Annotated in this window: 25 protein-coding genes; 1 reads left to right on the forward strand and 24 read right to left on the reverse strand. The window is 71.5% G+C overall.

From position 1 onward, the window contains the following. Positions 1-9: 9 nt before the first annotated feature. The 15 genes from nuoK to ACQPZP_RS40035 all read right to left on the reverse strand — a co-directional run bounded on the left by nuoK (position 10) and on the right by ACQPZP_RS40035 (position 14,317). Complete coding sequence (gene nuoK / locus ACQPZP_RS39965; protein ID WP_021593191.1) at positions 10-309, reverse strand: NADH-quinone oxidoreductase subunit NuoK; 300 nt, start codon at positions 307-309, stop codon at positions 10-12. Then, positions 306-1,238, reverse strand: coding sequence for an NADH-quinone oxidoreductase subunit J (locus ACQPZP_RS39970; protein WP_433474816.1), 933 nt, complete (start codon positions 1,236-1,238; stop codon positions 306-308). The genes nuoK and ACQPZP_RS39970 overlap by 4 nt, the downstream gene beginning before the upstream one ends. Beyond that, positions 1,235-1,843: an NADH-quinone oxidoreductase subunit NuoI gene (gene nuoI, locus ACQPZP_RS39975; RefSeq protein WP_433474817.1), complete on the reverse strand. Its 609-nt coding sequence runs from the start codon at positions 1,841-1,843 to the stop codon at positions 1,235-1,237. Before nuoI ends, ACQPZP_RS39970 begins: the two co-directional genes overlap by 4 nt. Next, positions 1,830-3,188: an NADH-quinone oxidoreductase subunit NuoH gene (gene nuoH / locus ACQPZP_RS39980; protein WP_433474818.1), complete on the reverse strand. Its 1,359-nt coding sequence runs from the start codon at positions 3,186-3,188 to the stop codon at positions 1,830-1,832. Before nuoH ends, nuoI begins: the two co-directional genes overlap by 14 nt. Next, the gene (locus ACQPZP_RS39985; protein WP_433474819.1) at positions 3,185-5,650 is read right to left on the reverse strand and encodes an NADH-quinone oxidoreductase subunit G; all 2,466 of its coding nucleotides are present in this window, start codon (positions 5,648-5,650) and stop codon (positions 3,185-3,187) included. The genes nuoH and ACQPZP_RS39985 overlap by 4 nt, the downstream gene beginning before the upstream one ends. Then, positions 5,647-6,945 (reverse strand): NADH-quinone oxidoreductase subunit NuoF, encoded by a 1,299-nt coding sequence (gene nuoF / locus ACQPZP_RS39990; RefSeq protein WP_433464840.1) that lies wholly within the window; start codon positions 6,943-6,945, stop codon positions 5,647-5,649. Before nuoF ends, ACQPZP_RS39985 begins: the two co-directional genes overlap by 4 nt. Further along, the gene (gene nuoE / locus ACQPZP_RS39995) at positions 6,942-7,721 is read right to left on the reverse strand and encodes an NADH-quinone oxidoreductase subunit NuoE (protein ID WP_433474820.1); all 780 of its coding nucleotides are present in this window, start codon (positions 7,719-7,721) and stop codon (positions 6,942-6,944) included. The genes nuoF and nuoE overlap by 4 nt, the downstream gene beginning before the upstream one ends. Continuing rightward, the gene (locus ACQPZP_RS40000) at positions 7,718-9,064 is read right to left on the reverse strand and encodes an NADH-quinone oxidoreductase subunit D (RefSeq protein WP_433474821.1); all 1,347 of its coding nucleotides are present in this window, start codon (positions 9,062-9,064) and stop codon (positions 7,718-7,720) included. Before ACQPZP_RS40000 ends, nuoE begins: the two co-directional genes overlap by 4 nt. Then, positions 9,061-9,807: an NADH-quinone oxidoreductase subunit C gene (locus tag ACQPZP_RS40005; protein ID WP_433474822.1), complete on the reverse strand. Its 747-nt coding sequence runs from the start codon at positions 9,805-9,807 to the stop codon at positions 9,061-9,063. Before ACQPZP_RS40005 ends, ACQPZP_RS40000 begins: the two co-directional genes overlap by 4 nt. Before the next feature lie 3 nt (positions 9,808-9,810). After that, complete coding sequence (locus ACQPZP_RS40010; protein ID WP_433474823.1) at positions 9,811-10,356, reverse strand: NuoB/complex I 20 kDa subunit family protein; 546 nt, start codon at positions 10,354-10,356, stop codon at positions 9,811-9,813. A 1-nt stretch (position 10,357) separates the two neighbouring features. Further along, a complete protein-coding gene (locus ACQPZP_RS40015; RefSeq protein WP_433464845.1) occupies positions 10,358-10,717 on the reverse strand; it encodes an NADH-quinone oxidoreductase subunit A in 360 nt (119 codons plus the stop codon). Positions 10,718-10,877: 160 nt separating this feature from the next. Next, positions 10,878-12,134 carry a geranylgeranyl reductase family protein gene (locus ACQPZP_RS40020; protein ID WP_433474824.1) on the reverse strand — a complete coding sequence of 419 codons (1,257 nt, stop codon included), beginning with the start codon at positions 12,132-12,134 and terminating at the stop codon, positions 10,878-10,880. A 136-nt stretch (positions 12,135-12,270) separates the two neighbouring features. Then, positions 12,271-12,972, reverse strand: a complete 702-nt coding sequence (locus ACQPZP_RS40025; protein WP_433474825.1) for a demethylmenaquinone methyltransferase — start codon at positions 12,970-12,972, stop codon at positions 12,271-12,273. 50 nt (positions 12,973-13,022) lie between these two features. Continuing rightward, the gene (locus tag ACQPZP_RS40030; protein ID WP_433464848.1) at positions 13,023-13,280 is read right to left on the reverse strand and encodes a DUF4229 domain-containing protein; all 258 of its coding nucleotides are present in this window, start codon (positions 13,278-13,280) and stop codon (positions 13,023-13,025) included. A 56-nt stretch (positions 13,281-13,336) separates the two neighbouring features. After that, positions 13,337-14,317 carry a threonine ammonia-lyase gene (locus ACQPZP_RS40035; RefSeq protein WP_433474826.1) on the reverse strand — a complete coding sequence of 327 codons (981 nt, stop codon included), beginning with the start codon at positions 14,315-14,317 and terminating at the stop codon, positions 13,337-13,339. Between the two features lie 236 nt (positions 14,318-14,553). Here ACQPZP_RS40035 and ACQPZP_RS40040 point away from each other — a divergent pair, with 236 nt between their 5' ends. After that, positions 14,554-14,757, forward strand: coding sequence for a BldC family transcriptional regulator (locus ACQPZP_RS40040; RefSeq protein ID WP_021593176.1), 204 nt, complete (start codon positions 14,554-14,556; stop codon positions 14,755-14,757). A 98-nt stretch (positions 14,758-14,855) separates the two neighbouring features. Here the strand turns inward: ACQPZP_RS40040 and ACQPZP_RS40045 are convergent, their stop codons facing one another. The 9 genes from ACQPZP_RS40045 to ACQPZP_RS40085 all read right to left on the reverse strand — a co-directional run bounded on the left by ACQPZP_RS40045 (position 14,856) and on the right by ACQPZP_RS40085 (position 23,935). Further along, positions 14,856-15,128 (reverse strand): hypothetical protein, encoded by a 273-nt coding sequence (locus ACQPZP_RS40045; RefSeq protein WP_433474827.1) that lies wholly within the window; start codon positions 15,126-15,128, stop codon positions 14,856-14,858. Positions 15,129-15,178: 50 nt separating this feature from the next. Beyond that, the gene (locus ACQPZP_RS40050; RefSeq protein ID WP_433474828.1) at positions 15,179-16,168 is read right to left on the reverse strand and encodes a hypothetical protein; all 990 of its coding nucleotides are present in this window, start codon (positions 16,166-16,168) and stop codon (positions 15,179-15,181) included. A 137-nt stretch (positions 16,169-16,305) separates the two neighbouring features. Then, the gene (gene ccsB / locus ACQPZP_RS40055) at positions 16,306-17,298 is read right to left on the reverse strand and encodes a c-type cytochrome biogenesis protein CcsB (RefSeq protein WP_433474829.1); all 993 of its coding nucleotides are present in this window, start codon (positions 17,296-17,298) and stop codon (positions 16,306-16,308) included. Positions 17,299-17,302: 4 nt separating this feature from the next. After that, the gene (resB, locus tag ACQPZP_RS40060; protein WP_433474830.1) at positions 17,303-18,961 is read right to left on the reverse strand and encodes a cytochrome c biogenesis protein ResB; all 1,659 of its coding nucleotides are present in this window, start codon (positions 18,959-18,961) and stop codon (positions 17,303-17,305) included. A gap of 1 nt (position 18,962) precedes the next feature. Further along, positions 18,963-19,706: a cytochrome c biogenesis CcdA family protein gene (locus tag ACQPZP_RS40065; protein WP_433474831.1), complete on the reverse strand. Its 744-nt coding sequence runs from the start codon at positions 19,704-19,706 to the stop codon at positions 18,963-18,965. A gap of 46 nt (positions 19,707-19,752) precedes the next feature. Further along, a complete protein-coding gene (locus ACQPZP_RS40070) occupies positions 19,753-20,361 on the reverse strand; it encodes a TlpA family protein disulfide reductase (RefSeq protein WP_433474832.1) in 609 nt (202 codons plus the stop codon). Positions 20,362-20,410: 49 nt separating this feature from the next. Next, the gene (locus tag ACQPZP_RS40075) at positions 20,411-21,049 is read right to left on the reverse strand and encodes a histidine phosphatase family protein (RefSeq protein WP_433474833.1); all 639 of its coding nucleotides are present in this window, start codon (positions 21,047-21,049) and stop codon (positions 20,411-20,413) included. Between the two features lie 75 nt (positions 21,050-21,124). Then, positions 21,125-22,936: a serine/threonine-protein kinase gene (locus ACQPZP_RS40080; RefSeq protein ID WP_433474834.1), complete on the reverse strand. Its 1,812-nt coding sequence runs from the start codon at positions 22,934-22,936 to the stop codon at positions 21,125-21,127. Positions 22,937-23,008: 72 nt separating this feature from the next. Continuing rightward, a complete protein-coding gene (locus ACQPZP_RS40085) occupies positions 23,009-23,935 on the reverse strand; it encodes a LysR substrate-binding domain-containing protein (RefSeq protein ID WP_433474835.1) in 927 nt (308 codons plus the stop codon). Positions 23,936-23,965 lie beyond the last annotated feature (30 nt).

Consider the following 23,965-nt stretch of genomic DNA (forward strand, 5'->3'; position numbering starts at 1 on the left):
CCCGACCTCTCAGTACTTCAGCAGGTTCGCGTCGTCGACCGACGAGGACCTGCGGGTCCGGAAGATGGTCATGATGATCGCCAGGCCCACCACGACCTCCGCCGCGGCCACGACCATCACGAAGAAGGCGATGATCTGGCCGTCCAGGTTGCCGTGCATGCGGGAGAACGAGACGAACGCCAGGTTCGTCGCGTTCAGCATCAGCTCGACGCACATGAACACCACGATGGCGTTGCGGCGCACGAGGACGCCGAGCGCTCCGATGGTGAACAGGATCGCCGAGAGCGCCAGGTAGTGCCCCGGACTCATTGACCAGCCTCGCCTTCACGCTCGCTGCCGCCCGCCGGGCCGCCCGCGATGCCGCCGGCGGCCTGCGATCCGGACTTGACGACGCGTGACTCGGCGTCCGCGTCCTTGGCCTCTTCGGTGACCGCCTTCACCGCGGCCACGTCCCGCTCGACGGCCTCCTCCTCGGTCCCGCCGTACAGGTCGGCGTGCCGCTCCGCGGTGTCGGTGCGGGCCGCGATGACCGGGTTGACGGACAGCTCCGAGGGCGTCCCGTCCGGCAGCAGCGCCGGCATGTCGACGGCGTTGTGCCGGGCGTAGGTGCCGGGACCGGGCAGCGGGCCCGGGTGGTCGCCGGACAGGAACCGCTCCTTGGACAGGTCCTTCTGCGTCGGCTTCGGCTCCGTGCGCTCCCGGTGCGCGAGCACCATCGCGCCCAGCGCCGCGGTGATCAGCAGGGCGCTGGTCGCCTCGAACGCGAACACGTACTTGGAGAACAGCAGCCGGGCCAGCCCGATGATGTTGCCCTCGGAATTGGCCTGGTTCAGCCCGGCCGAGTCGCCGAGCGACGCGTTGCCGAGCCCGACCGCCAGCAGGACGATGAAGCCGACCGCGGCGATCACCGCCCAGAAGCGCTGCCCCCGGATCGTCTCCACCAGCGAGTCGGTGGAACTGACCCCGACGAGCATCAGCACGAACAGGAACAGCATCAGCACCGCGCCGGTGTAGACGATCACCTGCACGAACGCCAGGAACGGCGCGTTCTGGATCGCGTACAGCGCGGCGAGGCAGAGCATCACGGTCGCCAGCAGCAGCGCCGAGTGCACCGCCTTCCGCGCGAAGATCATGCCGAGCGCGGCGAGCACCGACACGACCGCGAGCAGCCAGAAGAAGAACGGCTCGCCGGACTGCTTGTCCGCGACCTCCGCGGCGAGAACATGCGCGGTGTTCACCTGCCGTCACCGCCCTTGCGGCGCTTCTCCGCCTTCACCGCCCGGTCGGCGCTCGCCCGTCCGCCGCCCTCCGCGGGGACGTTCGGCGCGTCCTCGGGCTGGAGGCCGAGGCGGTAGTAGTCCTCCTCGGTGTCGCCGAGCCGCATCTCGTGCGGCGGCGCCTCCATGCCCTCGCGCAGCGGCGCCAGCAGCATCTCCTTGGTGTAGATCAGGCTCTCGCGGCTGTCGTCGGCGAGCTCGTACTCGTTCGTCATCGTGAGCGCCCGGGTGGGGCACGCCTCGATGCAGAGTCCGCAGAGGATGCAGCGCAGATAGTTGATCTGGTAGGTGCGGCCGTACCGCTCACCGGGCGAGTACCGCTCGTCCGCGGTGTTGTCGGCGCCCTCGACGAAGATCGCGTCCGCGGGGCACGCCCACGCGCACAGCTCGCAGCCGACGCACTTCTCCAGTCCGTCCGGCCACCGGTTGAGCTGGTGCCGGCCGTGGAAGCGGGGAGCCGTCGGCTTCTTCACCTCGGGGTACTGAACGGTCTCGCTCTTCATGAACATCTGGTGGAACGAGACCCCGAACCCCTTGACCGGGTTCAGGAAATCAGTGAGTCCCACTGGTGACCTCCTCGGAGGGCGTTTCGATCGTGGCCTGCCGGCTCGGCTCGCGGGCGCGGCCGTGGTAGTGGGGCGCGTCCATCGGCGGAACCGGGAACCCGCCCGCCGACGGGTCGGTGCGCGGCCCCTGCGCGGCGTCCGGGACGATCTCCTTCTCGCCCTCACCGCCGCGGACCATCTCCCAGATCACCGTGGCGACCAGCACCACCGCGGCGGCCACGGCGGCGACGATGACGATCTGCCGCATGTCGTAGCCGTCGTTGCGCAGCGCGCGGATGGTCGCGACCAGCAGGATCCAGCCGAGCGAGAAGGGCATCAGCACCTTCCAGCCGAGCTTCATCAGCTGGTCGTAGCGGACGCGCGGCAGCGTGCCGCGCAGCCAGATGAAGAAGAAGATGAACAGGAAGATCTTGATCAGGAACCACAGCACCGGCCACCAGCCGGAGTTGGCGCCCGCCCACACCGTGGAGATCGGCGCGGGAGCCCGCCAGCCGCCGAGGAACATCGTGGTGGCGAGCGCCGACAGCGTCGCGAGGTTGATGTACTCCGCGAGGAAGAACATCGCGAACTTCAGCGACGAGTACTCGGTGTGGAAGCCGCCGACCAGCTCGCCCTCGCCCTCCGGCAGGTCGAACGGGATGCGGTTCGACTCGCCCATCATCGTGATCACGTACACGACGAAGGACGGCGCGAGCAGCACCACGAACCACTTGTCGTGCTGCGCCGCGACGATCTGCGAGGTGGACATCGAGCCCGCGAACATGAACACGGCCACGAACGACAGGCCCATCGCGATCTCGTAGGAGATCATCTGCGCGGACGAGCGGAGCCCGCCGAGCAGCGAGTACGGCGACATCGACGACCAGCCGGCCAGCACGATCCCGTAGATGGCCATCGACGACATCGCGAGGACGAGCAGCACCGCGACCGGCAGGTCGGTGCCCTGCAGCGCCGTCTCGTGCCCGAAGATCGACACCCGCGGCCCGAACGGGATGATGATGAAGGAGATGAAGGCGGGAACCGCCGCCATGACCGGCGCGAGGACGAACACGACCTTGTCGACCTGGCGGGGGACGATGTCCTCCTTCAGCGCCAGCTTCACGCCGTCCGCGAGGCCCTGCAGCAGGCCGAAGGGCCCGGCCCGGTTCGGGCCGACGCGCAGCTGCATCCGGCCGATGACGCGGCGTTCGATCCACATCGTCATGAGCACGGTCACGACGAGGAACACGAAGATGGCGAGGACCTTGCCGCCGATCAGCCACCACGGGTCGGTGCCGAAGCCCGGCACCCCGGTTCCGGGCGCCGGCTCGGCCAGGGGCGGCGCGGCCGCGGCGAGCGGGATCATTTCCCACCTCCAGCGTGCTGTTCACTGGTCGCGAGCACTCCGCTCGCGATCTTGACGACGCCTCCCGCGGCCGCGCCCAGGTCCCGGTGCAGGGCGCAGCCGGCCGAGTTCGTCGGCAGCCACACCACCCGGTCGGGCAGGTCGGGGGTGATCTCCAGCGGCAGCGTGACCTCGCCGCGCGCCGCCGACACCGTCACCGCGCCGGTCGCGCCGATCTCCGCGGCCGTCGCGGGCGACAGCCGGGCGGCCGCGGGCTTCGCGGTGCCCGCGAGGAACGGCTCGCCGTCCTGCATGCGGCCCTTGTCCAGCAGCAGCCGCCACGTCGCGAGCAGCGCCTCGCCCTGCTCGGGGTGCGGCGGCAGCGCCTGCGCGACGTTCGGCGCGTCCGGACGCTCGCCGCGGTAGGCGCCGAGGGCGGTCAGCTCGCGGCGCGCCGCGTCCGGCCCGGGCAGCCCCAGGTGGACGTCCATCTCGTCGGCCAGCGCGTCCAGCACCCGCAGGTCGGACATCCGCCCGGCGGACTTCAGCACCACGTCGAACGGGCGGCCGCGGCCCTCCCAGTCGACGAACGTCCCGGACTTCTCCGCGACCGCCGCGACCGGCAGGACGACGTCGGCGCGGTCGGTGACCGCGCTCGGCCGCTGCTCCAGGCTGACCACGAACGGGGTGGCCGCCAGCGCCCGCAGCATCGCCTCCGGGTCGGCCAGGTCGTCCGGGTCGACGCCGCCGACGAGCAGGGCGCCGCGCCGGCCCGCCGCCGCCGCCGCGATGATGCCGTCCGCGTCCTCGCCGGGCCCGGCGGGCAGTTCGGCGACGTTCCACGTGCGGGCGACCTCGGCGCGCGCCTCCGGGTCGGTGACCGGGCGGCCGATCGGCAGCAGCCCGGGCAGCGCCCCGGCCTCGATCGCGCCGCGCTCCCCGGCCCGGCGCGGCACCCACGCCAGCCTGGCGCCGGTCACCTGCGCCACCCGGACCGCGGACGTCAGCGCGCCGGGGCTGGTGGCGAGCCGCTCGCCGACCAGGATGACGGCGCCCGGGGTCTCCAGCAGCGTGCGGATGTCGGAGCGGGCGTCGTCCCCGATCAGCGAGCCGAGCGTCTCGGCCTCCGCGCCGGGCGCCGTCGGCAGCAGCGAGCCGCCGACCTTCTCCAGCCCGCGGGTCGCGAACGGGGCGGCGGCGTACACCTTCAGCCGGTTCTTGCGGAACGCCTTGCGCAGCCGCAGGAACACGATCGGCGACTCCTCCTCCGGCTCGAAGCCGGCGAGGAGGACGACCGGCGCCTTCTCCAGATCGGAGTAGGACACCTCGATGGACCGTCCCGCGACCGACGAGGCGAGGAACCGCGACTCCTCGTCCGACAGCGGGCGGGCCCGGAAGTCGACGTCGTTGGTGCCGAGCGCGATCCGGGCGAACTTGGCGTAGGCGTAGGCGTCCTCAAGGGTGACGCGGCCGCCGGTCAGCACGCCGGCGGAGCCGCGCGCCGCCGCGAGGCCGCGTGCCGCGATGGTGAGCGCCTCGGGCCACGACGCCGGCTCCAGCTCGCCGTCCTCGCCCCGGACGAGCGGGTGCGTGAGCCGGTCGGGCTGCGTCCCGTAGGTGAAGGCCCAGCGGCCCTTGTCGCAGTTCCACTCCTCGTTGACCTGCGGCTCGTCCCCGGCCAGCCGCCGCGTGATCTTGCCGCGCCGGTGGTCGGTGCGCAGCCCGCAGCCGGACGCGCAGTGCTCGCACACGCTCGGCTGCGACACCAGGTCGAACGGGCGGGACCGGAACCGGTACGCGGAGCCGGTCAGCGCGCCCACCGGGCAGATCTGCACGGTGTTGCCGGAGAAGTAGGAGTGGAACGGGTTGCCGTCGGCCGTCCCGACCTCCTCCTTCGCGCCCCGCGCGAACAGGTCGATGAACGGGTCGCCGGCGATCTGCTCGGAGAACCGGGTGCAGCGGGTGCACTGGATGCACCGCTCCCGGTCGAGCAGCACCTGGCTGGACAGCGGGAGCGGCTTCGGCCAGGTCCGCTTGGTCTCCGCGAACCGCGACTCGCCCCGCCCGTTGGACATCGCCTGGTTCTGCAGCGGGCACTCGCCGCCCTTGTCGCAGATCGGGCAGTCCAGCGGGTGGTTGATGAGCAGGAACTCCATGATGCCGTGCTGGGCCTTGTCGGCCACCGGCGAGGTGAGCTGGGTCTTGACGACCATGCCCGGCATCACGGTGGTGGTACAGGACGCCTGCGGCTTCGGCATCCCGCGGCCGTTGCCGGCGTCGGGGATCTCCACCAGGCACTGCCGGCAGGCGCCGATCGGGTCGAGCAGCGGGTGCTCGCAGAACCGGGGGATCTGGATGCCGAGCAGCTCCGCCGCCCGGATGATCAGCGTGCCCTTCGGCACCTCGATCTCGAAGCCGTCGATGGTGCAGGAGACCATCTCCACGGGCTTCTCCACCGCCGACTTGTCGTCGGTGACGGTCACTTGGCACCTCCCCAGAGGGTGGACTTGGCCGGGTCGAACGGGCAGCCGCCCTGCTCGAAGTGCTGGAGGTACTCGTCCCGGAACAGCTTGATGGACGAGACGACGGGGCTCGTCGCGCCGTCACCGAGGGCGCAGAACGCGCGGCCGAGGATGTTGTCGGAGATGTCCAGCAGGGTCTCCAGGTCCTCCTCGGTGCCCTGGCCGGCCTCCAGCCGCTTCAGCATGAGCTTGTACCAGTAGGTGCCCTCGCGGCACGGCGTGCACTTGCCGCACGACTCGTGCGCGTAGAACTCCGACCAGCGCAGCACCGCCCGGACGACGCAGGTCGTCTCGTCGAAGATCTGCAGGGCCCGGGTGCCGAGCATGGACCCGGCGGCGCCGACGGACTCGAAGTCCAGCGGCACGTCCAGGTGCTCCTCGGTGAAGATCGGCGTGGACGACCCGCCGGGCGTCCAGAACTTCAGCCGGTGCCCCTCCCGGATGCCGCCCGCCATGTCGAGCAGCTCCCGGAGCGTGATGCCGAGCGGCGCCTCGTACTGGCCGGGCCGGGTGACGTGCCCGGACAGCGAGAAGATCCCGAATCCCTGGGACTTCTCGGTGCCCATCGCGGCGAACCACTCCGGACCGTTCCCGATGATCGCGGGAACCGAGGAGATCGACTCGACGTTGTTGATGACGGTGGGCCCGCCGTACAGGCCCGCCACCGCCGGGAAGGGAGGCTTCAGCCTGGGCTGTCCGCGGAACCCCTCGAGGGAGTCCAGCAGCGCCGTCTCCTCGCCGCAGATGTAGGCCCCGGCGCCGCTGTGGACGACGACGTCCAGGTCGTACCCGGACCCGAGGATGTCCTTGCCGAGGTAGCCCGCCTCGTACGCCTCCGCCACCGCCTGGTGCAGCCGGCGGATCACGTGCAGGACCTCGCCGCGCACGTAGATGAACGCGAGGTTCGACTTGATCGCGTACGAGCTGATGACGACGCCCTCGACGAGCACGTGCGGGTTGGCCATCATCAGCGGGATGTCCTTGCACGTGCCCGGCTCGGACTCGTCCGCGTTCACCACCAGGTAGCGCGGGTTCGGGCTGGTCGGCGGCAGGAACCCCCACTTCATGCCGGTGGGGAAGCCGGCGCCGCCGCGGCCGCGGAGGCCGGAGTCCTTGACCGCCTGGACGATCTCGTCGGGCTCCATGCCGAGCGCCTTGCGCAGTGCCCGGTAGCCGCCGTCGCGCTCGTACCCTTCGCGGGTGAACGAGTCGGCCTGATCCCAGTTCTTGGTGAGGATCGGGGTCAGCGTGGTCACTTGTTCCGCCCCTCCTGGGTTCCGGGCTTCGCCTCGCCCGGGATGGGCTTGCCCGGCTCGTGCGGCGGCTCGGCGATCTGCTCCGGCTTCACCGGCTCCTCCGGGCGCTCCCGGTCGGCGTCCGCCGACGGAGCCGTCCAGCCGCGCTCCTGCGCGAGCTTCAGGCCGACCAGCGACTCGGGCCCGGCCTGGACGCCCTCGCCCGCGCGTCCGTCCGGGAACCCGGCGAGCACGCGGGACGCCTCCTTCCACGTGGCCAGGTGCTCGGGGCCACGCGAAGGAAGCACTTGCTTACCCGAGCGCAGGTCATCGACCAGTTGCTTCGCCTTCTCGGGAGTCATGTTGTCGAAGAACTCCCAGTTGACCATCATCACCGGCGCGAAGTCGCAGGCCGCGTTGCACTCGATCCGCTCCAGGCTGACCTTGCCGTCCGCGGTCGCCTCGTCGTGGCCCACCCCGGCGTGCTCGCTCAGCTCGTTCCAGATCTGGTCGCCGCCCATGACCGCGCACAGCGTGTTGATGCAGACGCCGACGTGGTACTCGCCGACGGGCGCGTGCTTGTACTGCGTGTAGAACGTCGCGACGCCCGTCACCTGCGCCGGGGTGATGCCGAGCTGCTCCGCGCAGAACTCGATCCCGTCCTCGGTGACGTGGCCCTCGGCCGACTGCACCAGGTGCAGCAGCGGCAGCAGCGCCGACCTCGGCCGCGGATACCGGCCGATGATCGCCTTGGCGTCCGCCTCCAGCCGCTCCCGAATCTCCGGTTCGTACGTCATCGGTCCACTCCCCCCATGACCGGGTCGATGCTGGCGACCGCCGCGATGACGTCGGCGACCATGCCGCCCTCCGCCATCGCCGGGGTGGCCTGCAGGTTGACGAAGGACGGCTCGCGGAAGTGGACCCGGTACGGGCGGGTGCCGCCGTCGCTGACGACGTGCGCGCCCAGCTCGCCGCGCGGCGACTCGATCGGCGCGTACGCCTGCCCGGCCGGCACCCGGAAGCCCTCCGTCACCAGCTTGAAGTGGTGGATCAGCGCCTCCATCGAGGTGCCCATGATGTGCGCGATGTGCCGGGGCGAGTTGCCCATGCCGTCCGCGCCGATCGCGAGCTGCGCCGGCCAGCCGATCTTCTTGTCCTCGATCATCACCGGGCCCTTGGCGGACTGCAGCCGCTCCAGGCACTGCTCGACGATCTTCAGCGACTCCTCCATCTCGTCCATCCGGACGAGGTAGCGGCCGTACACGTCGCAGGTGTCCTGCGTCGCGACCTCGAAGTCGTAGTTCTCGTAGCCGCAGTAGGGCTGCGACTTGCGCAGGTCCCAGGGCAGGCCGGTCGCGCGCAGGACCGGGCCGGTGACGCCGAGCGCCATGCAGCCGGTCAGGTCCAGGTACGCGATGTTCTGCGTGCGCGCCTTGTAGACGTGGTTGTCGTCCATCAGCTTGCGCATCGCCTGGAGCCGCTTCGGCATCCGGTCGAGATAGTCGCGGATCTTGCTGGTCGCGCCGCTCGGCAGGTCCTGCGCGACGCCCCCCGGGCGGACGTAGGCCATGTTCATCCGCAGCCCGGTGATCTCCTCGAACAGGTCGAGGGTGTACTCGCGCTCGACGAACCCGTTCAGCATCACCGTCGTCGCGCCGAGCTCCAGCCCGAACGTGGCGATCGCGACCAGGTGCGAGGAGATGCGGTTCAGCTCCATCATCATCACGCGGATGATCTGGGCCCGCTCCGGGACCTGCTCGGTGACGCCGAGCAGCTTCTCCACGCTCAGGCAGTACGCCGTCTCGTTGAAGATCGGCGCCAGGTAGTCCATCCGGGTGCAGAACGTGGTGCCCTGCGTCCAGGTGCGGAACTCCATGTTCTTCTCGATGCCGGTGTGCAGGTACCCGATGCCCACGCGGGCCTCGTTCACCGTCTCACCGTCGAGCGTCAGGATCAGCCGGAGCACGCCGTGCGTGGACGGGTGCTGCGGGCCCATGTTGACGACGAGCCGCTCGTCACCGAGGTCCTCCGCACCGGCGACGACCTGGTCCCAGTCCTGCCCGTTGACGTCGAAGACCCTGCCCTCGGCCGCCTCTTCCGCCGCGTAGGCGTCGTACTCGGTGTACTTCGTGGAACTCATACGTACGACCGCCTTTCGTCGGGCGGCGGGATCTCCGCACCTCGGTACTCGACGGGGATGCCGCCGAGCGGGTAGTCCTTGCGCTGCGGATGGCCGACCCAGTCGTCGGGCATCTCGATGCGCGTCAGCGCCGGGTGGCCGTCGTAGACGATCCCGAAGAAGTCGTAGGTCTCCCGCTCGTGCCAGTCGCTCGTGGGGTAGACCGGCACCAGCGACGGGACGTGCGGGTCGGCGTCCGGGCAGGTCACTTCCAGCCGGACCCGCCGGTTGTGCGTGATCGACAGCAGGTGGACGACCGAGTGCAGCTCGGCGCCCTCGTCCTTCGGGTAGTGCACGCCCGACACGCCCGAGCACAGCTCGAAGCGCAGGGACGGCTCGTCCCGCATGGTCTTCGCGACCTCGGCCAGGTGCTCGCGCTTGACGAAGAACGTCATCTCGCCGCGATCGACGACGACCCGCTCGACCGCGTCCCCAAAGGCGGGGAAAGCCCTTTCCAGCTCGTCGGCGATCTCGTCGAACTCGCCGGCCTCCGCCGCGCCGCCCGGCCCGCCGTACGGGCGCTGCGCGGACACCTTCGGGCTCTGCCGGATGACCAGGCCGCCGTAGCCGGACGTGTCGCCGGTCGTCTTCGCGCCGAACATGCCCTTGCGGGCGACGGGCTGCTCCCGGCGCTCCTCCTCGGCCTGCGCGGGGAGCTGGTCGGCGCCCTGCTCGGCCTGCTGCTCAGGATTCTGGGAACTCATGTGTCACGCTCCCTGTCCGAGCAACGGCAGCTGGCGGCGCTTGGCCTCTTCCAGCTCCGCGATCTGCTTGGCGCGCTGCGGCCCGAGCTTGGTGTTGTTGATCTTGTCGTGCAGCTTCAGGATCGCGTCCAGCAGCATCTCCGGGCGCGGCGGGCAGCCTGGCAGGTAGATGTCCACCGGGACGATGTGGTCCACGCCCTGCACGATCGCGTAGTTGTTGAACATGCCGCCGGACGAGGCGCACACGCCCATCGCGATGACCCACTTCGGCTCGGTCATCTGGTCGTAGATCTGCCGCAGCACCGGCGCCATCTTCTGGCTCACCCGGCCCGCCACGATCATCAGGTCGGCCTGCCGCGGCGTCGCCGAGGCACGCTCCATGCCCCACCGGGAGAAGTCGTGCCGCGGGTCGCCGGTCGCCATCATCTCGATCGCGCAGCACGCCAGGCCGAACGTCGCCGGCCACACCGAACTGCTGCGCGCCCACCCCGCGACCTGCTCGACCGTGGTCAGCAGGAAGCCGCTGGGAAGTTTCTCCTCTAGGCCCATGTCAGTCCCACTCCAGACCGCCGCGCCGCCAGATGTAGGCGTACGCCACGAGCACGGTGACGATGAAAAGAACCATCTCGACAAGGCCGAACAGCCCCATCCGGTCGAAAGCGACCGCCCAGGGATAAAGGAAGATGATCTCAATGTCGAAGACGATGAACAGCATCGCCGTCAGGTAGTACTTGACCGGAAAACGCCCGCCGCCGACCGGCTGCGGCGTCGGCTCGATGCCGCACTCGTAGGCGTCCAGCCGGGCACGGTTCCACCGTTTGGGCCCCGTGAGCGCGGCCATCGCCACCGAGCCGGCGGCGAAGGCGAAGGCGAGCACCCCCAGCACGATGATCGGAATATAGAGATCCATGTCTCTACAGCCTCTCCTCGGGACGTACGACGTTGTACGGGACGGGCCGTCCGCGACCCGCCACCCTAACCAAGGTGATCAATAGAGCTCCCCTCAGGGGGTCGGGTACTGCACTTTAGTCCGCTCACCAGCGGAAGCTTGAAATTCACAGGGTGGTGTCTCATGCCGTCGGCGCCACCTTCTGCATCGCGTTGATGACCCGGTCCATCGCGTCCCCGCCCTTCGGGTCGGTCAGGTTCGCGAGCAGCTTCAGCGTGAACCGCATCAGCGTCGGGTGCGGCAGGCCGTGCGCGGTCAGGAACTTCATGACCCGCGGGTCGCCGATCGCCTGGACGAACACGCGGGCGAGGGTGAAGTAGCCGCCGTGCTCGTCCTTCAGGATGCGCGGGTACTCGTACAGCGTCCGCTCGCGCTGCGCGGGGGTGCGGCGTGCCAGCGCCTGCACCATGATGTCGGCGGCCAGCCGGCCGGACTCCAGCGCGTAGTCGATGCCCTCCCCGTTGAACGGGTTGATCATGCCGCCGGCGTCGCCGACGAGCAGCATCCCGCGGGTGTAGTGCGGCTGCCGGTTGAAGCCCATCGGCAGCGCCGCGCCGCGGATCCTGGAGGTCGCGTGCTCCTCGTCGAACCGCCAGTCCTCCGGCATCTGCGCGCACCAGCGCTTCAGCATGCCCCGGTAGTCGACGTTCTGGAACGCCTTGCTGGTGTTGAGCAGGCCGAGCCCGACGTTGGACGTCCCGTCGCCGACGCCGAACACCCAGCCGTATCCGGGCAGCAGGCGCTGGCCGTCCCACAGCTCCAGCCACGCCTCCATGAAGTCGTCGTCGTGGCGCGGGGTCTGGAAGTAGCGGCGGACCGCGACGCCCATCGGCCGGTCCTCGCGCCGCCGCAGCCCCATGGCGAGCGACAGCCTGGTGGAGTTGCCGTCGGCCGCGACGACCAGCGGGGCGCGGAACTCGATCTCGCCGCCCTCGTAGTCGGCGGTCACGCCGATGATGCGGTCGGTGCGCTCGTCCACGATCGGGCCGGTCACGGTGCAGCCCTGGAGCAGCTGCGCGCCGGCCTTGGCGGCGTGCTCGGCGAGCAGCTGGTCGAGGTCGGTGCGCTTGCGGACGAGCCCGAAGTCGGGGAACGAGGCGAGCTCCGGCCAGGGCAGCTCGACCTTCACGCCGCCGCCGTAGATGCGCAGCCCCTTGTTGCGTCCCCAGCCGGGGTCGTTGATGTCGACGCCCATGCCGATGAGGGCGCGGACGGCCCGGGGGGTGAGACCGTCGCCGCAGATCTTGTCGCGCGGGAAGGTGGCCTTCTCCAGCAGGAAGACGTCCAGGCCGGCCTGCGCGAGCCAGTAGGCGGTCGACGATCCGGCGGGGCCTGCCCCGACGACGATGACGTCCGCGTGTCGGGTGGAGTCGGTCACGGTGGTCCTCTTCGCTCGTTCGCTTGTGAAGTACTTCACAAGGATCCGGTGGGGAGTCTATTCCTTTATCACGACTGGTGGGTACTTCTGGGGTGGTCCAAGTTTGGACCGGTCCGGACCCACCGGCCGCGGAATGTCAGCCGGGGTTGACGGCACGGTGCATCGCGGCCACCCCGAACGTGAGATCGCGCCAGCGCACATCGCCCCAGCCCGCGTCCTGGATCAGCCGCGCCAGCGCCGCCTGGTCGGGCCAGGCCAGCGTCGACTCGGCCAGGTACCGGTAGGAGCCGGGATTGGAACTGACCCGCGCCAGCAGCGGCAGCCCGTACCGGAGATGCGCCTTGTGGCCGAGCGCCAGCAGCGCGTTCGGGGGGTGGCTCACCTCGCAGACCAGCAGCCGCCCGCCGGGCTTCGCGACCCTGCGCAGCTCGCGCAGGGCACGGCCGGTGTCGGCGACGTTGCGGAGCCCGAACGAGATCGTGACGGCGTCGAACGAGCCGTCCGCGAAGGGGAGGCGCAGCGCGTCCCCCGCCACGAACCTCAGCCCCCGGACGCCCGTCTGCCGCCGCACCCCGACGCGCAGCATGCCGAGCGAGAAGTCGCACGCCACCGTGTCGGCGCCGGCCTCGGCGAACGGGACCGACGAGGTTCCCGTCCCGGCCGCGAGATCGAGGATCCGCTCACCCGGCCTGGCCTCCAGCGCCCGGACGACCTCCCGCCGCCACCGCCGGTCCTGCCCACCGGTCATCAGCGTGTTCAGCAGGTCGTACCGCTCGGCGGTGCCGTCGAACATCGCCGCGACGTCGGCGGGCTGCTTGTCGAGTGAAGCGCGGGTCATGACCCCACCCTAGAAGCAAGCGGGGAGCCCCGGGCGCGCGGGCTCGCGGGTCAGTCCGTGCGGGGACGCACCCCGTCTTCTTTGCTGACCGACTTCTCGAACCTCTCCCGCTGGGCGCGGACGCCCCGGACGACCACGGCGGACATCCGGTCACGCTGCCCGGACAGCAGAACGTAGCTGACGATCCCGCTGATCAGCAGGGCCAGCAGCAGAAGCAGGAACCCGCGGGCCCCGAAGAGCGCGAGCACGCCCGCGGTCGCCGCGAAGATCGTGAGGCGCGCGGCGGTGTAGAGAATGACGGAACGCATGACCCCCCGAGCCTAACCCCGCACGTCAACGATCTCTCCGCGGGGTCGTCTCCGGGCTAACGCAGCACGTCCAGGAAGAGGGCCGGGTCCACGTTGCCGCCGGAGAGGATCGAGACGTAGGTGCGGCCCTCGGGGAGATCCTCGCGGTGGTGGAGGTAGGCGGCGGTGGCGACGGCGCCGGCCGGTTCGGCGATGAGGCGGGCCTCGCGGGCGAGGCGGCGCATGGTCCGGCGGATCTCGTCCTCGGTGACGGTGACGATGCCGTCCACATGTGCGCGCATGTGTGCGAACGGCAGGTCGCCGACCTGCTGGACGCGCAGGGCGTCGGCGATGGTGCGGCCGGTCTCCTCCGCTCCCCAGGAGACGGGGCGTCCGGCCGCCATCGAGTCGCGGGCGTCCGCGGCGAGCTCCGGTTCGACGCCGATCACCTTCGCCTCCGGGCGCAGCGCCTTGACCGCGGCGGAGACACCGGCGATGAGGCCGCCGCCGCTGACCGGGACGAGCACGACGTCCACGTCCGGGCGGTCCTGGACGATCTCCATTCCGGTGGTGCCCTGGCCCGCGATGATCCGCGCGTCGTCGTAGGGCGGGATCATCGTGAAGCCGTGCGCGGCGGCGAGCTTGCCCGCGGTCTCGGCGCGGGCCCGCGAGGTCGGCTCGACGTAGACGACCTCGGCGCCGAGCGCGATGCACGCGTCGACCTTCACGCCCGGGGTCGTGTGCGGCATGACCAGGACGGCCTTGGTACCGAGGGCGCGGGCCGCGTAGGCGACGGCCTGCGCGTGGTTGCCGCTGGAGTGCGTCACCACGCCGCGGGCACGCTCCTCCGGGTCGAGGGAGGAGATGGCGGAGTACGCGCCGCGCAGTTTGAAGGCGCCGATCGGCTGCAGCGACTCGGCCTTCACCAGCAGCGCCGGCCCGCCGGCTCCGGCGGGGGCGGGGTCGCGCGGGAACGGGACGAGCGGCGTCCGGACGGCGACGCCCGCGATGCGCTCGGCGGCCCGCTCGATCTCCGGCAGCGAAACAAGATCGGACATGGTCGGAGACTACTTCGAGCGGCGGTCCGCAGGGGCCTTCCAGGCGTGACATGGCAGGTCAAACGGGGTCAGCGTGATCACAGTGACCCATGCCGCGATCACCGTCCGTCATCGCTCCAGCTCGGTGAATTACCGTCGGTGATCTTTTGCGAAAACAAGGGAGAAATCGGTCTTGACCCGCCACACTGTTAAACAGTCCACCCGCGCCGAGAGCGGGACAAAGGGGGAGAGAAAACGTGGAGAGCACGAGCGAGCGCCTGCTGACCCCAGGAGAGGTCGCCGCCCTCTTCCGGGTCGACCCGAAGACGGTCACCCGGTGGGCCGCCGCGGGCCGGATCAGCAGCATCCGCACTCCGGGAGGCCACCGGCGCTTCCGCGAGTCCGAGGTGCACGCGCTGCTGCGCGGCGAGGAGCCCGTCGCCGAGCATTCGGCCCGCTAGCAGGCCCCTGAGCCGCCCGGACCGCCGCGCCGAAGGCAGTCCTCGCCCGGGCGGCCGGGGCGTCTCCTCCCACACCCCGCGGTCTCGCTCCTTCCCGCTCACTCCTCTTGGGCGTTACCCGCCTCCCATTCCTCGAACAGGCGCGCGAGCTCCGCGTCCTCGTCCCGCCAGCGGCGCCGCGCGGCCTCCATCTCCTCCGCGGTGACCGACCCGGGGAGAAGCCGCTCGTAGTCCGGGTCGTCCGGCCCGATCTCGACGTACGCGTCGGCGATGATCTGTTCGCCGCGCGCCTCGGGCCCGGACTCGCCGGCGTCGGAGAGGACGCTGTGCGGAACGAGGAGCGTGCCGTCGGGGAGCCGGATCACGTGCATCGTCGTCCACCTTCGCCGTCTGTCGCCGCGCGTCCTGCCATCAGGGTGTCCTAGATCCCGTACCTGCGGTTGAAGAAGAGCATGACCTCAAGGGCCTGCCGGATGTCGCCGGCGAGCATATCCACCAGCGCCGGACGCTGCCGGGACGAGATCGCGGCGAACGCGTCGGCGAAGAACTCGCGGCGGCCGAGCGCGTCCGGCTGCTTGTGGAACTCGCTGGCGAGGTGCGGACGGCACTCCTCGTACAGCTTCCGGAAGGCGGGGCTGTCGGACGTCCATTCGCCGTCGTCGCCGTCGATGTCGTCGAGCGCGTGGCCGACCTCGTGCAGCATCACGTCCGGGGTCGGGGACGGCCGGTCCCCCACGACGATCTTGCGGTCGCCGTAGGCGCCGGCGCAGATGTCCCAGGTGGCGCGGCCCGAGGGCAGCGGACGGTCGCGCAGGTGGCCCATGTCGTCCAGCTGCGGGACGCCGCCGGGCCCGACGTAGATGCCGTCGAGCCCGCTCGCGAGCTTCTCCTTCAGCGGCTCGGGCAGCGACGCCAGGCTGTCCACCGCGCCGATCACCTCGGGTGTCGGCGGGCCCTCCCGGACGTCCCACTGCCGGTAGAGGATGCTCTCCAGGACGCCGCAGTTCCGGCGGCCGTCGGCGGCGTGCGGCATGCCCGGCGGGTACGGCTCCACGCGCAGCCGGTCGTCGTCGAGCTCGAAGTCGCGCCACGAGTAGTCGCCCGCCCGCGGCTTACCGTGCCCGCGCCGCCCGAACCGGCCGGTGAGCCCGCGCGGGCCGCCCGCGGTGTCGACCGGGCCGTCGCCCTGGCGGTCCGGGCGGAGCGCGTAGTCGTCGTCGCGGCCCGCCTTGCGGAACCGGCCGAACCGGTCGCGCGGCTGGTTGCTGCGCGGCCGCACCTGCCCCGAGTCGGGCGGGGACGGGCTGTACGACACCTCGTCCCCGGCCGCGTCCGCGCGGACCCGGCCGCCGCGGAACGCCTCCCGGGGTCTCAGCTCCCGGGGCTTGCGGTGCACGCCTTTGAAGCGCATCGGGCTCCTCTGTCAGCGGGACCCGCGGGGGTATCGAGCGGCCCTCGCCGCTGGACCGGGTCCCGGAGGCAGGGTAAGCCGGAACCCGACATGCCGTCATCCCCGGGAGTCACGGGCCGCCGGCGGTCCGGCCTCCGTCAGGCGTAGGAGTGCAGGCCGGAGAACATGTAGTTCACGCCGAAGAAGTTGAAGAGCAGCGCGGCGAAGGCGAGCAGCGACAGGAGCGCGGCCTTGCGGCCCTTCCAGCCGGCGGTGGCGCGGGCGTGCAGGTACGCGGCGTAGACGATCCAGGTGACGAAGGACCAGATCTCCTTCGGGTCCCAGCCCCAGTAGCGGCCCCACGCCTGGTCGGCCCAGATGGCGCCCATGATGATCGCGGCCGTCCAGATCGGGAACGCGAACATCGTGACCCGCATCGACAGCCGGTCGAGGCTCTCCACCGACGGGATGCGGGACAGCACGCCGTCCGCCGCGACCTTCCCGCGCGACTCGGCGCGCTCCTTCACCAGGTACAGGATCGTGGCGGCGCCCGCGACCGTGAACGAGCCGGTCGCGGTGATCGCGGCGGTGACGTGGATGGCGATCCAGTAGGAGTTCAGCGCCGGGCTGACCGGGCCCACCGAGTCGTACAGCCAGATGTTGGCGACCCCCAGCGCGATGACCGCGGCGGCCATGACGAACGCGCCGAGGAACCGCGCCTTGTAGCGGAGCATCACGACGATGAACGCGGTGACGGCGGCGAAGGAGATGGCGGTGAGGAACTCGTACATGTTCCCCCACGGCCACCGGTTCGCGGCCAGCCCGCGGGTCACCAGGACGCCGAGGTGCGCGCCCCAGCCGAGCACGTTCAGCAGGACGGCGAGCCGGATCCAGTCGACCCGGGCCCGCTCGTCCGCCGCGTCCTGCGCGGCGGCGGGGACGTCGTCCTTCGCGGCGGCGCCGTCCGCGGCCTCGGCCCCCGCGGCGCCCACCAGCACCTTCGCGTCCGCCTTCGCGGCGACGGTCTCCGCCGCCCCGCGGCTGCGGCCGAAGCCCAGGTCGGCGGCGTAGGCGACCAGCGCGACGATGTACATCACCACGGTGGTCAGCATGAGCTTGTCGCTCAGGTTCGCGAGGTCGGCGTTGCTCACCTCGTCACTCCTTAGGTTCGTCGGCCGACCCGGAATCCCGATCGGTCGGGGGCTCGGTCTCACCGGGCTCGGATCCGGGCCCGTCCTCCGGTCCGCGCAGCGCGGCCACGATGTCGTCGAACTCCGAGGTCGGGTTCCCCAGCGTGAGGCCGCCGACCTCCACCACCGTACGCCCGCCCTCTGCGGCGCTCGCACGGACCCACACCCTGCGCCGCCGGACCATGAACGAGGTCGCCACGCCCAGCACCGCGAGGACCGCCGCGATCAGCGCGGGGATGCGTCCCGGGTCGTGGTTGACCGACATGGTCATGTACTCCTTGAGCCCGTCGAACCTGACCGAGCCGGCGCCGCCGGGCAGCCGGAACGTCTCCCCCGGCTCCAGCAGCTTCTGCCCGCCCTTGATCGGCTGCAGGGTCTTGCCGATGCCCTCCAGCTTGTAGACCGACTGGGGGGCTCCGGAGTCCAGGCCGATGTCGCCCTTGAACGAGGAGATCGTGACGACCGGGCGGATCGGCGCGGGGAACGCCGAGACGATCTGCTTGCCGTCCTCGCCGGCGACGGCGGTCGGCCACAGGATCGCGTAGAAGGCGAGCTGGTCGGGCTCCGCGTCCGGGACCTTGATGACGCCCTCGGACGTCATGTTCCGCGGCTCCATCTCCAGGAAGGGCACCGAGTCCTGGAAGGCGATATCGCCCTTGGCGTCCCGCACCGTGAACACCGGCGCGTAGCCGTGGCCGAGCAGGTACACCTTCGCGCCGCCGACCTTCAGCGGATGGTTGATCCGCAGGTCGTAGCGCTTCTCCTTGCCGCCCGGGGCGGCCCGGTAGCGGATGTGGCCGTCGAACGCGGTCGCCTGGCCGCGCTTGTCGCCCTTGGTCTCGTACGCCGCCTTGAAGTCGTCCAGCGTGATCGTGAACGGGGCGAGCTCGCCGCCCTTGAAGGCACGTCCCGGAGTGAACTGGTCGTACTGGCTGAGCGAGTTGGCGAACGTCTTGTCCTCGGTCAGGAGCACGTCCCCGCGGTAGCCGAACAGGTTGCCCAGGCCGAGCGCGAACAGCAACGCCAGCAGCGCCAGGTGGAAGAGCAGGTTGCCCGACTCGCCCAGGTAGCCCTTCTCGGCGGACGCGGCGCCGTCGGCGACGTCCACCCGGAACCGGCGCCCGCGCAGGACATTGCGGGCCTCGGCGAGGACGTCGTCCGGGGCCGCGTCCGTCTCGTACGTCGCGGACTGCGGCAGCCGGCCGAGGTTGCGGGGCGCCGCCGGCGGCCGGGCCCGCATCGACCGGTAGTGCTTGACCGCGCGCGGGACGACGCAGCCGGCCAGCGAGACGAACAGCAGGATGTAGATCGCCGCGAACCAGGGCGCGGCGAACACGTCGAACATCGAGAGCTTGTCCAGCCACGGCCCGAGCGTCTTGTGCTCGTCCAGATAGGCCGCGACCTTCTCGGGGGCCTGTCCGCGCTGCGGCAGGATCGACCCCGGCACCGCGCCGAGCGCCACCAGGAACAGCAGGATCAGCGCGGTCCGCATCGTGGTGAGCTGCCGCCAGCCCCAGCGCAGCCAGCCGAGCGGGCCGATGCCCGAGGGGCGCGGCACCTCCTCGGGCGCCTGCCGCGCGGCGGGCGCCTCGGTGCCGGATTCCTTGACGTGGTCGGTAGTCATCTCAAATCACCGGTTCGAAGCCGCTGATCCACGACCTCAGCTCGATGGTCAGGTCACCCCACAGGCCGCTCACGAGCAGCACCCCGATGAGGACGAGCATCCCCCCGCCGATCCGCATGACCAGGGGGTAGTGGCGCTTCACGGCGCCGAACGCGCCGAGCGCCCGCCGGTAGGCGATCGCGGTGGCCACGAACGGCAGTCCGAGACCCGCACAGTACGCCAGTGAGAGCAGCGCGCCCCGCCCGGCGCTCGCCTCGGTGATGGCGAGCCCCTGTACGGCCCCGAGCGTCGGCCCGATGCACGGCGTCCAGCCGAGCCCGAACAGGACGCCGAGGAGCGGCGCCCCGGCGAGCCCGGCCGCCGGGAGGCGGCCCGACTTCAGCGTCCGCTGCAGGCCCGGGACGAACCCCATGAACGCGAGACCGAACAGGATGGTGACGACGCCGAGGACGCGGGTGATCGTGTCCTGGTACTCCAGCAGCCACCGGCCGAGGCCGCCGAAGACGACCCCGTAGCTGACGAACACGGCGCTGAAGCCCGCGACGAACAGCAGCACGCCGGCGAGGAGCCGTCCGCGCCGCTGCTCGGCGAGGTCGACGCCGGTCATGCCCGTCACGTACGACAGGTAGCCGGGCACCAGCGGCAGGACGCACGGCGAGGCGAACGAGACGAGCCCGGCGAGGGCCGCCAGCGGCGCCGCCGCCACGAGCGACCCGCTCACGACCGTCTCGCCGACCGTGCTCATGGCGTCGCTCCGCTCGGCGGCGGGCAGGCGTTCCTCCGCGACGTGCTCACTTTTCCGCGCGGACCTTGGCGACCAGGGGGTTCAGCTTGGAGTACGTCGTCGCGCCGATGACGCGGGCGGCGACGCGGCCCTGCCGGTCGAGGACGAGCGTGCTCGGGATCGCGCTCGGCGGAACCTCCCGGAACGCCAGCGTCACCTGGCCGTCCGCGTCGAACAGGCTCGGGTAGGCGACCTTGAACTTGCGCTCGAACGCCTGCGCGTTGGCCTTGGAGTCCTTGAAGTTGACGCCGAGGAACTCGACGCCCTGCGCCTTGTTCTCGTCGTAGACGTGCTCAAGGGACGGCGCCTCGCCGCGGCAGGGCGCGCACCACGACGCCCAGAAGTTGACGACGACGACCTTGCCCTTGAAGTCGGCCAGCTTGAACGCCTTGCCGTCGAGCCGCTCCCCGGTCACGTTCTGGACGGTCTTGCGCCGGGCCGGCTCGTACTGCGTCACGTTCCCGTCGCCGGAGATGAAGCGGTTGTCGCCGCCGTCCGGGCCGCTCCCGGAGGCGTTCGTCCCGGCGCAGCCGGCCAGCAGCCCGCCGAGCGCGACGGCCGCGGTGACGGCGGCGGCGGCGCGGGATCGGGGCAGGGCGATTCGGCGGGGGTTCACGTGCCCCTCCTCCTACTACTACGGGACGTAGTACAACTTAGCGGTGCGGTCAGGCGCCCGCGACACTGGGTCCCTTCGCGATCCCGGCGGCGGGCTCGCAGTAGGCGACCTCGACCAGCCGATGGCCCTCGAACGTCAGGCTCGTGAGGCTGGCCAGCGAGCACTCCCGGTGGCTCGGGTGGTGCCAGAGCCGGCGGCGCTCGGCGTGCCTCCGCAGGATCCAGATCGGCAGCTGGTGGCTGACGCACACGGCCTCGTGTCCGCGCGCAGCCCCCCGCGCCCTGATCACGGCCGCGCGCATCCGGGCGGCGAGTTCCCGGTAGGGCTCGCCCCACGACGGCCGGAACGGGTTGACCAGATGCCGCCAGTGCTCCGGGCGGCGCAGCGAGCCGGCCCCGGCCCCGAACGTCAGCCCCTCGAAGTGGTTGCCCGCCTCGATCAGCCGGTCGTCCACCGTCACGGGCAGGTCCAGCGCGTCCGCGAGCGGCGCGGCCGTCTCCAGCGCCCGCTGCATCGGCGACGAGAACAGTGCGGTGACGTCCCGCTCGGCGAACCACCTGGCGGCGGCCTTCGCCATGAGGACGCCGTCCTCGCTGAGGCGATAGCCGGGCAGCCGCCCGTAGAGGATGCCTTCGGGATTGTGCACCTCACCGTGCCGCAGCAGGTGAACGGTAGTCGTGTCAGTCATCGCCTCGCCAGGTTACCCGCGCGGCCCGGTCGTCCCGTCCACCGGGCGTGCCCTCCGGTTGCGGCTCCGGGGCGGTCATATGCGGGTGGACGCGACGTATGCCGCGATGCGCTCGGCGGCCCGGTCGAGGTCGGCCTTGGCGGGCTTGGCGTTCCCCAGTCCCTGGACGAACCAGTAGGTCAGCGTGGCGTTGCAGATGTCGGCGTGGGACAGGGGAGCCGTGCAGGTGAGGGGCCACGCGAGCCCGCGCGACGTCAGGACGACCACCTGCGCCTGGACCGCGGGCGACGGCGGCAGGTCGTCGGTCGCCGGCCCGCGCGTGAGGACCGCCTGGATGCCGGGCACCCCGGTCGGCAGCGCCTGCCGGGAGGACACCGTGGACGTGCACTCGTTGCCCTCCGCGCGTTCCTTCTGCGCCTGGGGCGAGTCCGGGAAGTACTCGCAGAGCTGCGTTCTGATCCCGCCGACCGACCCCTGCCAGAACTGCACGACCTGCGCCGTGCGGAAATCGCCGATCGTGGTGCCGCCCCCGTTCGCCCCCATCGACGACTCGCACCGGACGTTCGAAGGACCGATCACCAGTCCCTCGCCGGTCCGGTACACGGTCGTGTCCTTCGGCAGTTTCACCTGCGCCGGGAGCGTCACCTTCGCGGGCCCGGCCGGTGTCGTCAGGACCTCGCCGGCCGGGCCGGTGGCGGGGCACGGCCGCACGTCCGCCACGGTCCTGACGGCGACGCTCGCCGTCGGCCTCGGCGCGGGGTCCTTCTCGGTGACCTCCTGGACGGCGACGGCGCCGGCCCCGACGACCACGACCGTCCCGACCGCGGCGGCCGTCATGCCCGCGCCGCTGCCGAGGAACGCCTTCACGGCGGAGGCCCCGGCGAGCTTCCCCGCCCCGGCCGCGTGCCCGGCGACGTGCCCGGCCGCCTGCCCGGCCGCGGACGCCGTGCCGGTCACGCCCGCCGCCGAGCCCGCTGCCGTCCCCGCGACGGAGGCGGTGCCCGCCACGCCGGGCATCATCCAGGCGGCGAGCGGGAACAGCGCGGCCAGGGCGACGGCGGAAGCGGACAGGGCCCTGACGCCCCGCGACTCCCACTCCTGGCCGTAGGCCTCGCCGGCGACGCGCTCCAGATCCTCCACGAACGCCGCGGCGCCGTCCGGACGGTCCTCCACCGCCTTGGCCATGCCCCGCATGACGAGCGGACGCAGCGGCTCGGGCACCGCCTCGACCGGCACCGCGCCGGTCAGATGGGCCCGCATCAGCTCCGCCCGGCCCCCGGTGTACGGCCGCCGTCCACTGACGCACTCCACGAACACGCACGTGGCCGCGTACACGTCGGACGCGGGCGTCGGCACGTGCCGGCTCCACTGCTCCGGCGCCATGTAGTACGGGGTGCCGGCGCCGCCCGCCTCCTGCCCGGCCGGGGTGGCGATGCCGAAGTCGACGAGGCGGCTGCGCCCGTCCGCCGGGACGACGACGTTCGCGGGCTTGTAGTCGCGGTGGACGACGCCGACCCCGTGCGCGGCCGCGAGGCCCAGCAGGGAGCCCTTGAGGACGCTCAGCGCCGCCTCGGGGGCGAGCGCCCCGTGCCGTTCCAGCAGTTCCTTGAGGGAGACCCCGTCGACGGCCTCCATGATGATCGCGGCGGTGTCCGGCCCCTCGACGAGCTGGAAGAGCCGCGCCACGTGCGGGCTGTCCGCCTGGCCGAGCATCCGGGCCTCGTGCCGCAGCCGCTCCTGGTCGTCCTCGTCCGCCCGTGCGGCCAGGTACTTGATCGCGACGGGCGTCCCGGACGCCTCGTGCCGGGCTAGCACCACCCGTCCCTGGGCGCCCGCGCCGAGCTCCCGCACCTCCGCGAATCCGTCGACCCGCCACGCGTCGTCCACGTACCCTCCGCCACATTCCGATCACGAAACCGACCGATATGACGGTCGTTTCCGGCGGGCGGTTCGGACTGTTCAGCCGGGCACGCCCGCAAGCGCCTGAGCACCCGCCGGGACGGCGGAGCGCAGCGCGGTGACCACGGCGCGGATCGCGGGGCGGCGGGCCGCCTCCTCCCGCCACACGGCGTAGACGCGGCGCGACAGCGGGGCCGACAGCGGGACGATCGCGACGCCGGGCGGGACGTCGCAGCGGCCGAGGCGGGGCAGGATCACGTTGCCGAGCCCGGCGGCCACCAGGGAGAGCTGCGTGGCGAACTCGTAGGCCATGTGGTCGATCCTGGGTTCGCTGTCGATGGCGCGGAGCGTCCGCATGAGCCAGTCGCAGCAGATGCTGTCGGGTGAGGAGCTGATCCACGGGTCGCCGGCCAGGTCCTTGAGGTCGATCGTGTCGCGTCCGGCCAGATCGTGCCCCGACGGCAGCGCCACGTCCGCGACGTCGTCGCAGATGACGCCCTTGTGCAGGCCTTCCGGGAGCGGGAGCGGCTCGTTGTTCCAGTCCTGGACGACGGCCATGTCGTAGTCGCCGCGCAGCACGAGCGGCATGCTGCGCATCGGGTCCTCCTCGCGGAGCAGGACGCGCAGGTCGGGATGGTCGGTGCGGAGCGCGCGCAGCCCGGCGGGCATCAGCCCGCGGATCGCGGTGGGGAACGCCGCGACGGTGAGCCGGCCGACGACGGAGCCGCGGTGCGCCTCCAGGTCGGCCTGCGCCTGCTCGACGAGCGACAGGATCCGCTCCGCGTGCGCGACGAGCAGTTCGGCGGCGTCGGTGAGGCGGACGCCGCGGCCGTTGCGTTCGAGGAGCTTCTGGCCGGTCTCCCGCTCCAGCTTGGCGAGTTGCTGGGAGACGGCCGAGGTGGTGACGTGGAGCACGTCCGCGGCGGCGCTGACCGAGCCGTAGGTCGCGACGGAGTGCAGGGCGCGCAGCCGTTCCAGATCAAGCATGAAGCAATACTAAAACGAGGTGTCAAGAAG

It is taken from the genome of Spirillospora sp. CA-142024, assembly GCF_050942325.1.
Taxonomy (GTDB): Bacteria; Actinomycetota; Actinomycetes; order Streptosporangiales; family Streptosporangiaceae; genus Spirillospora.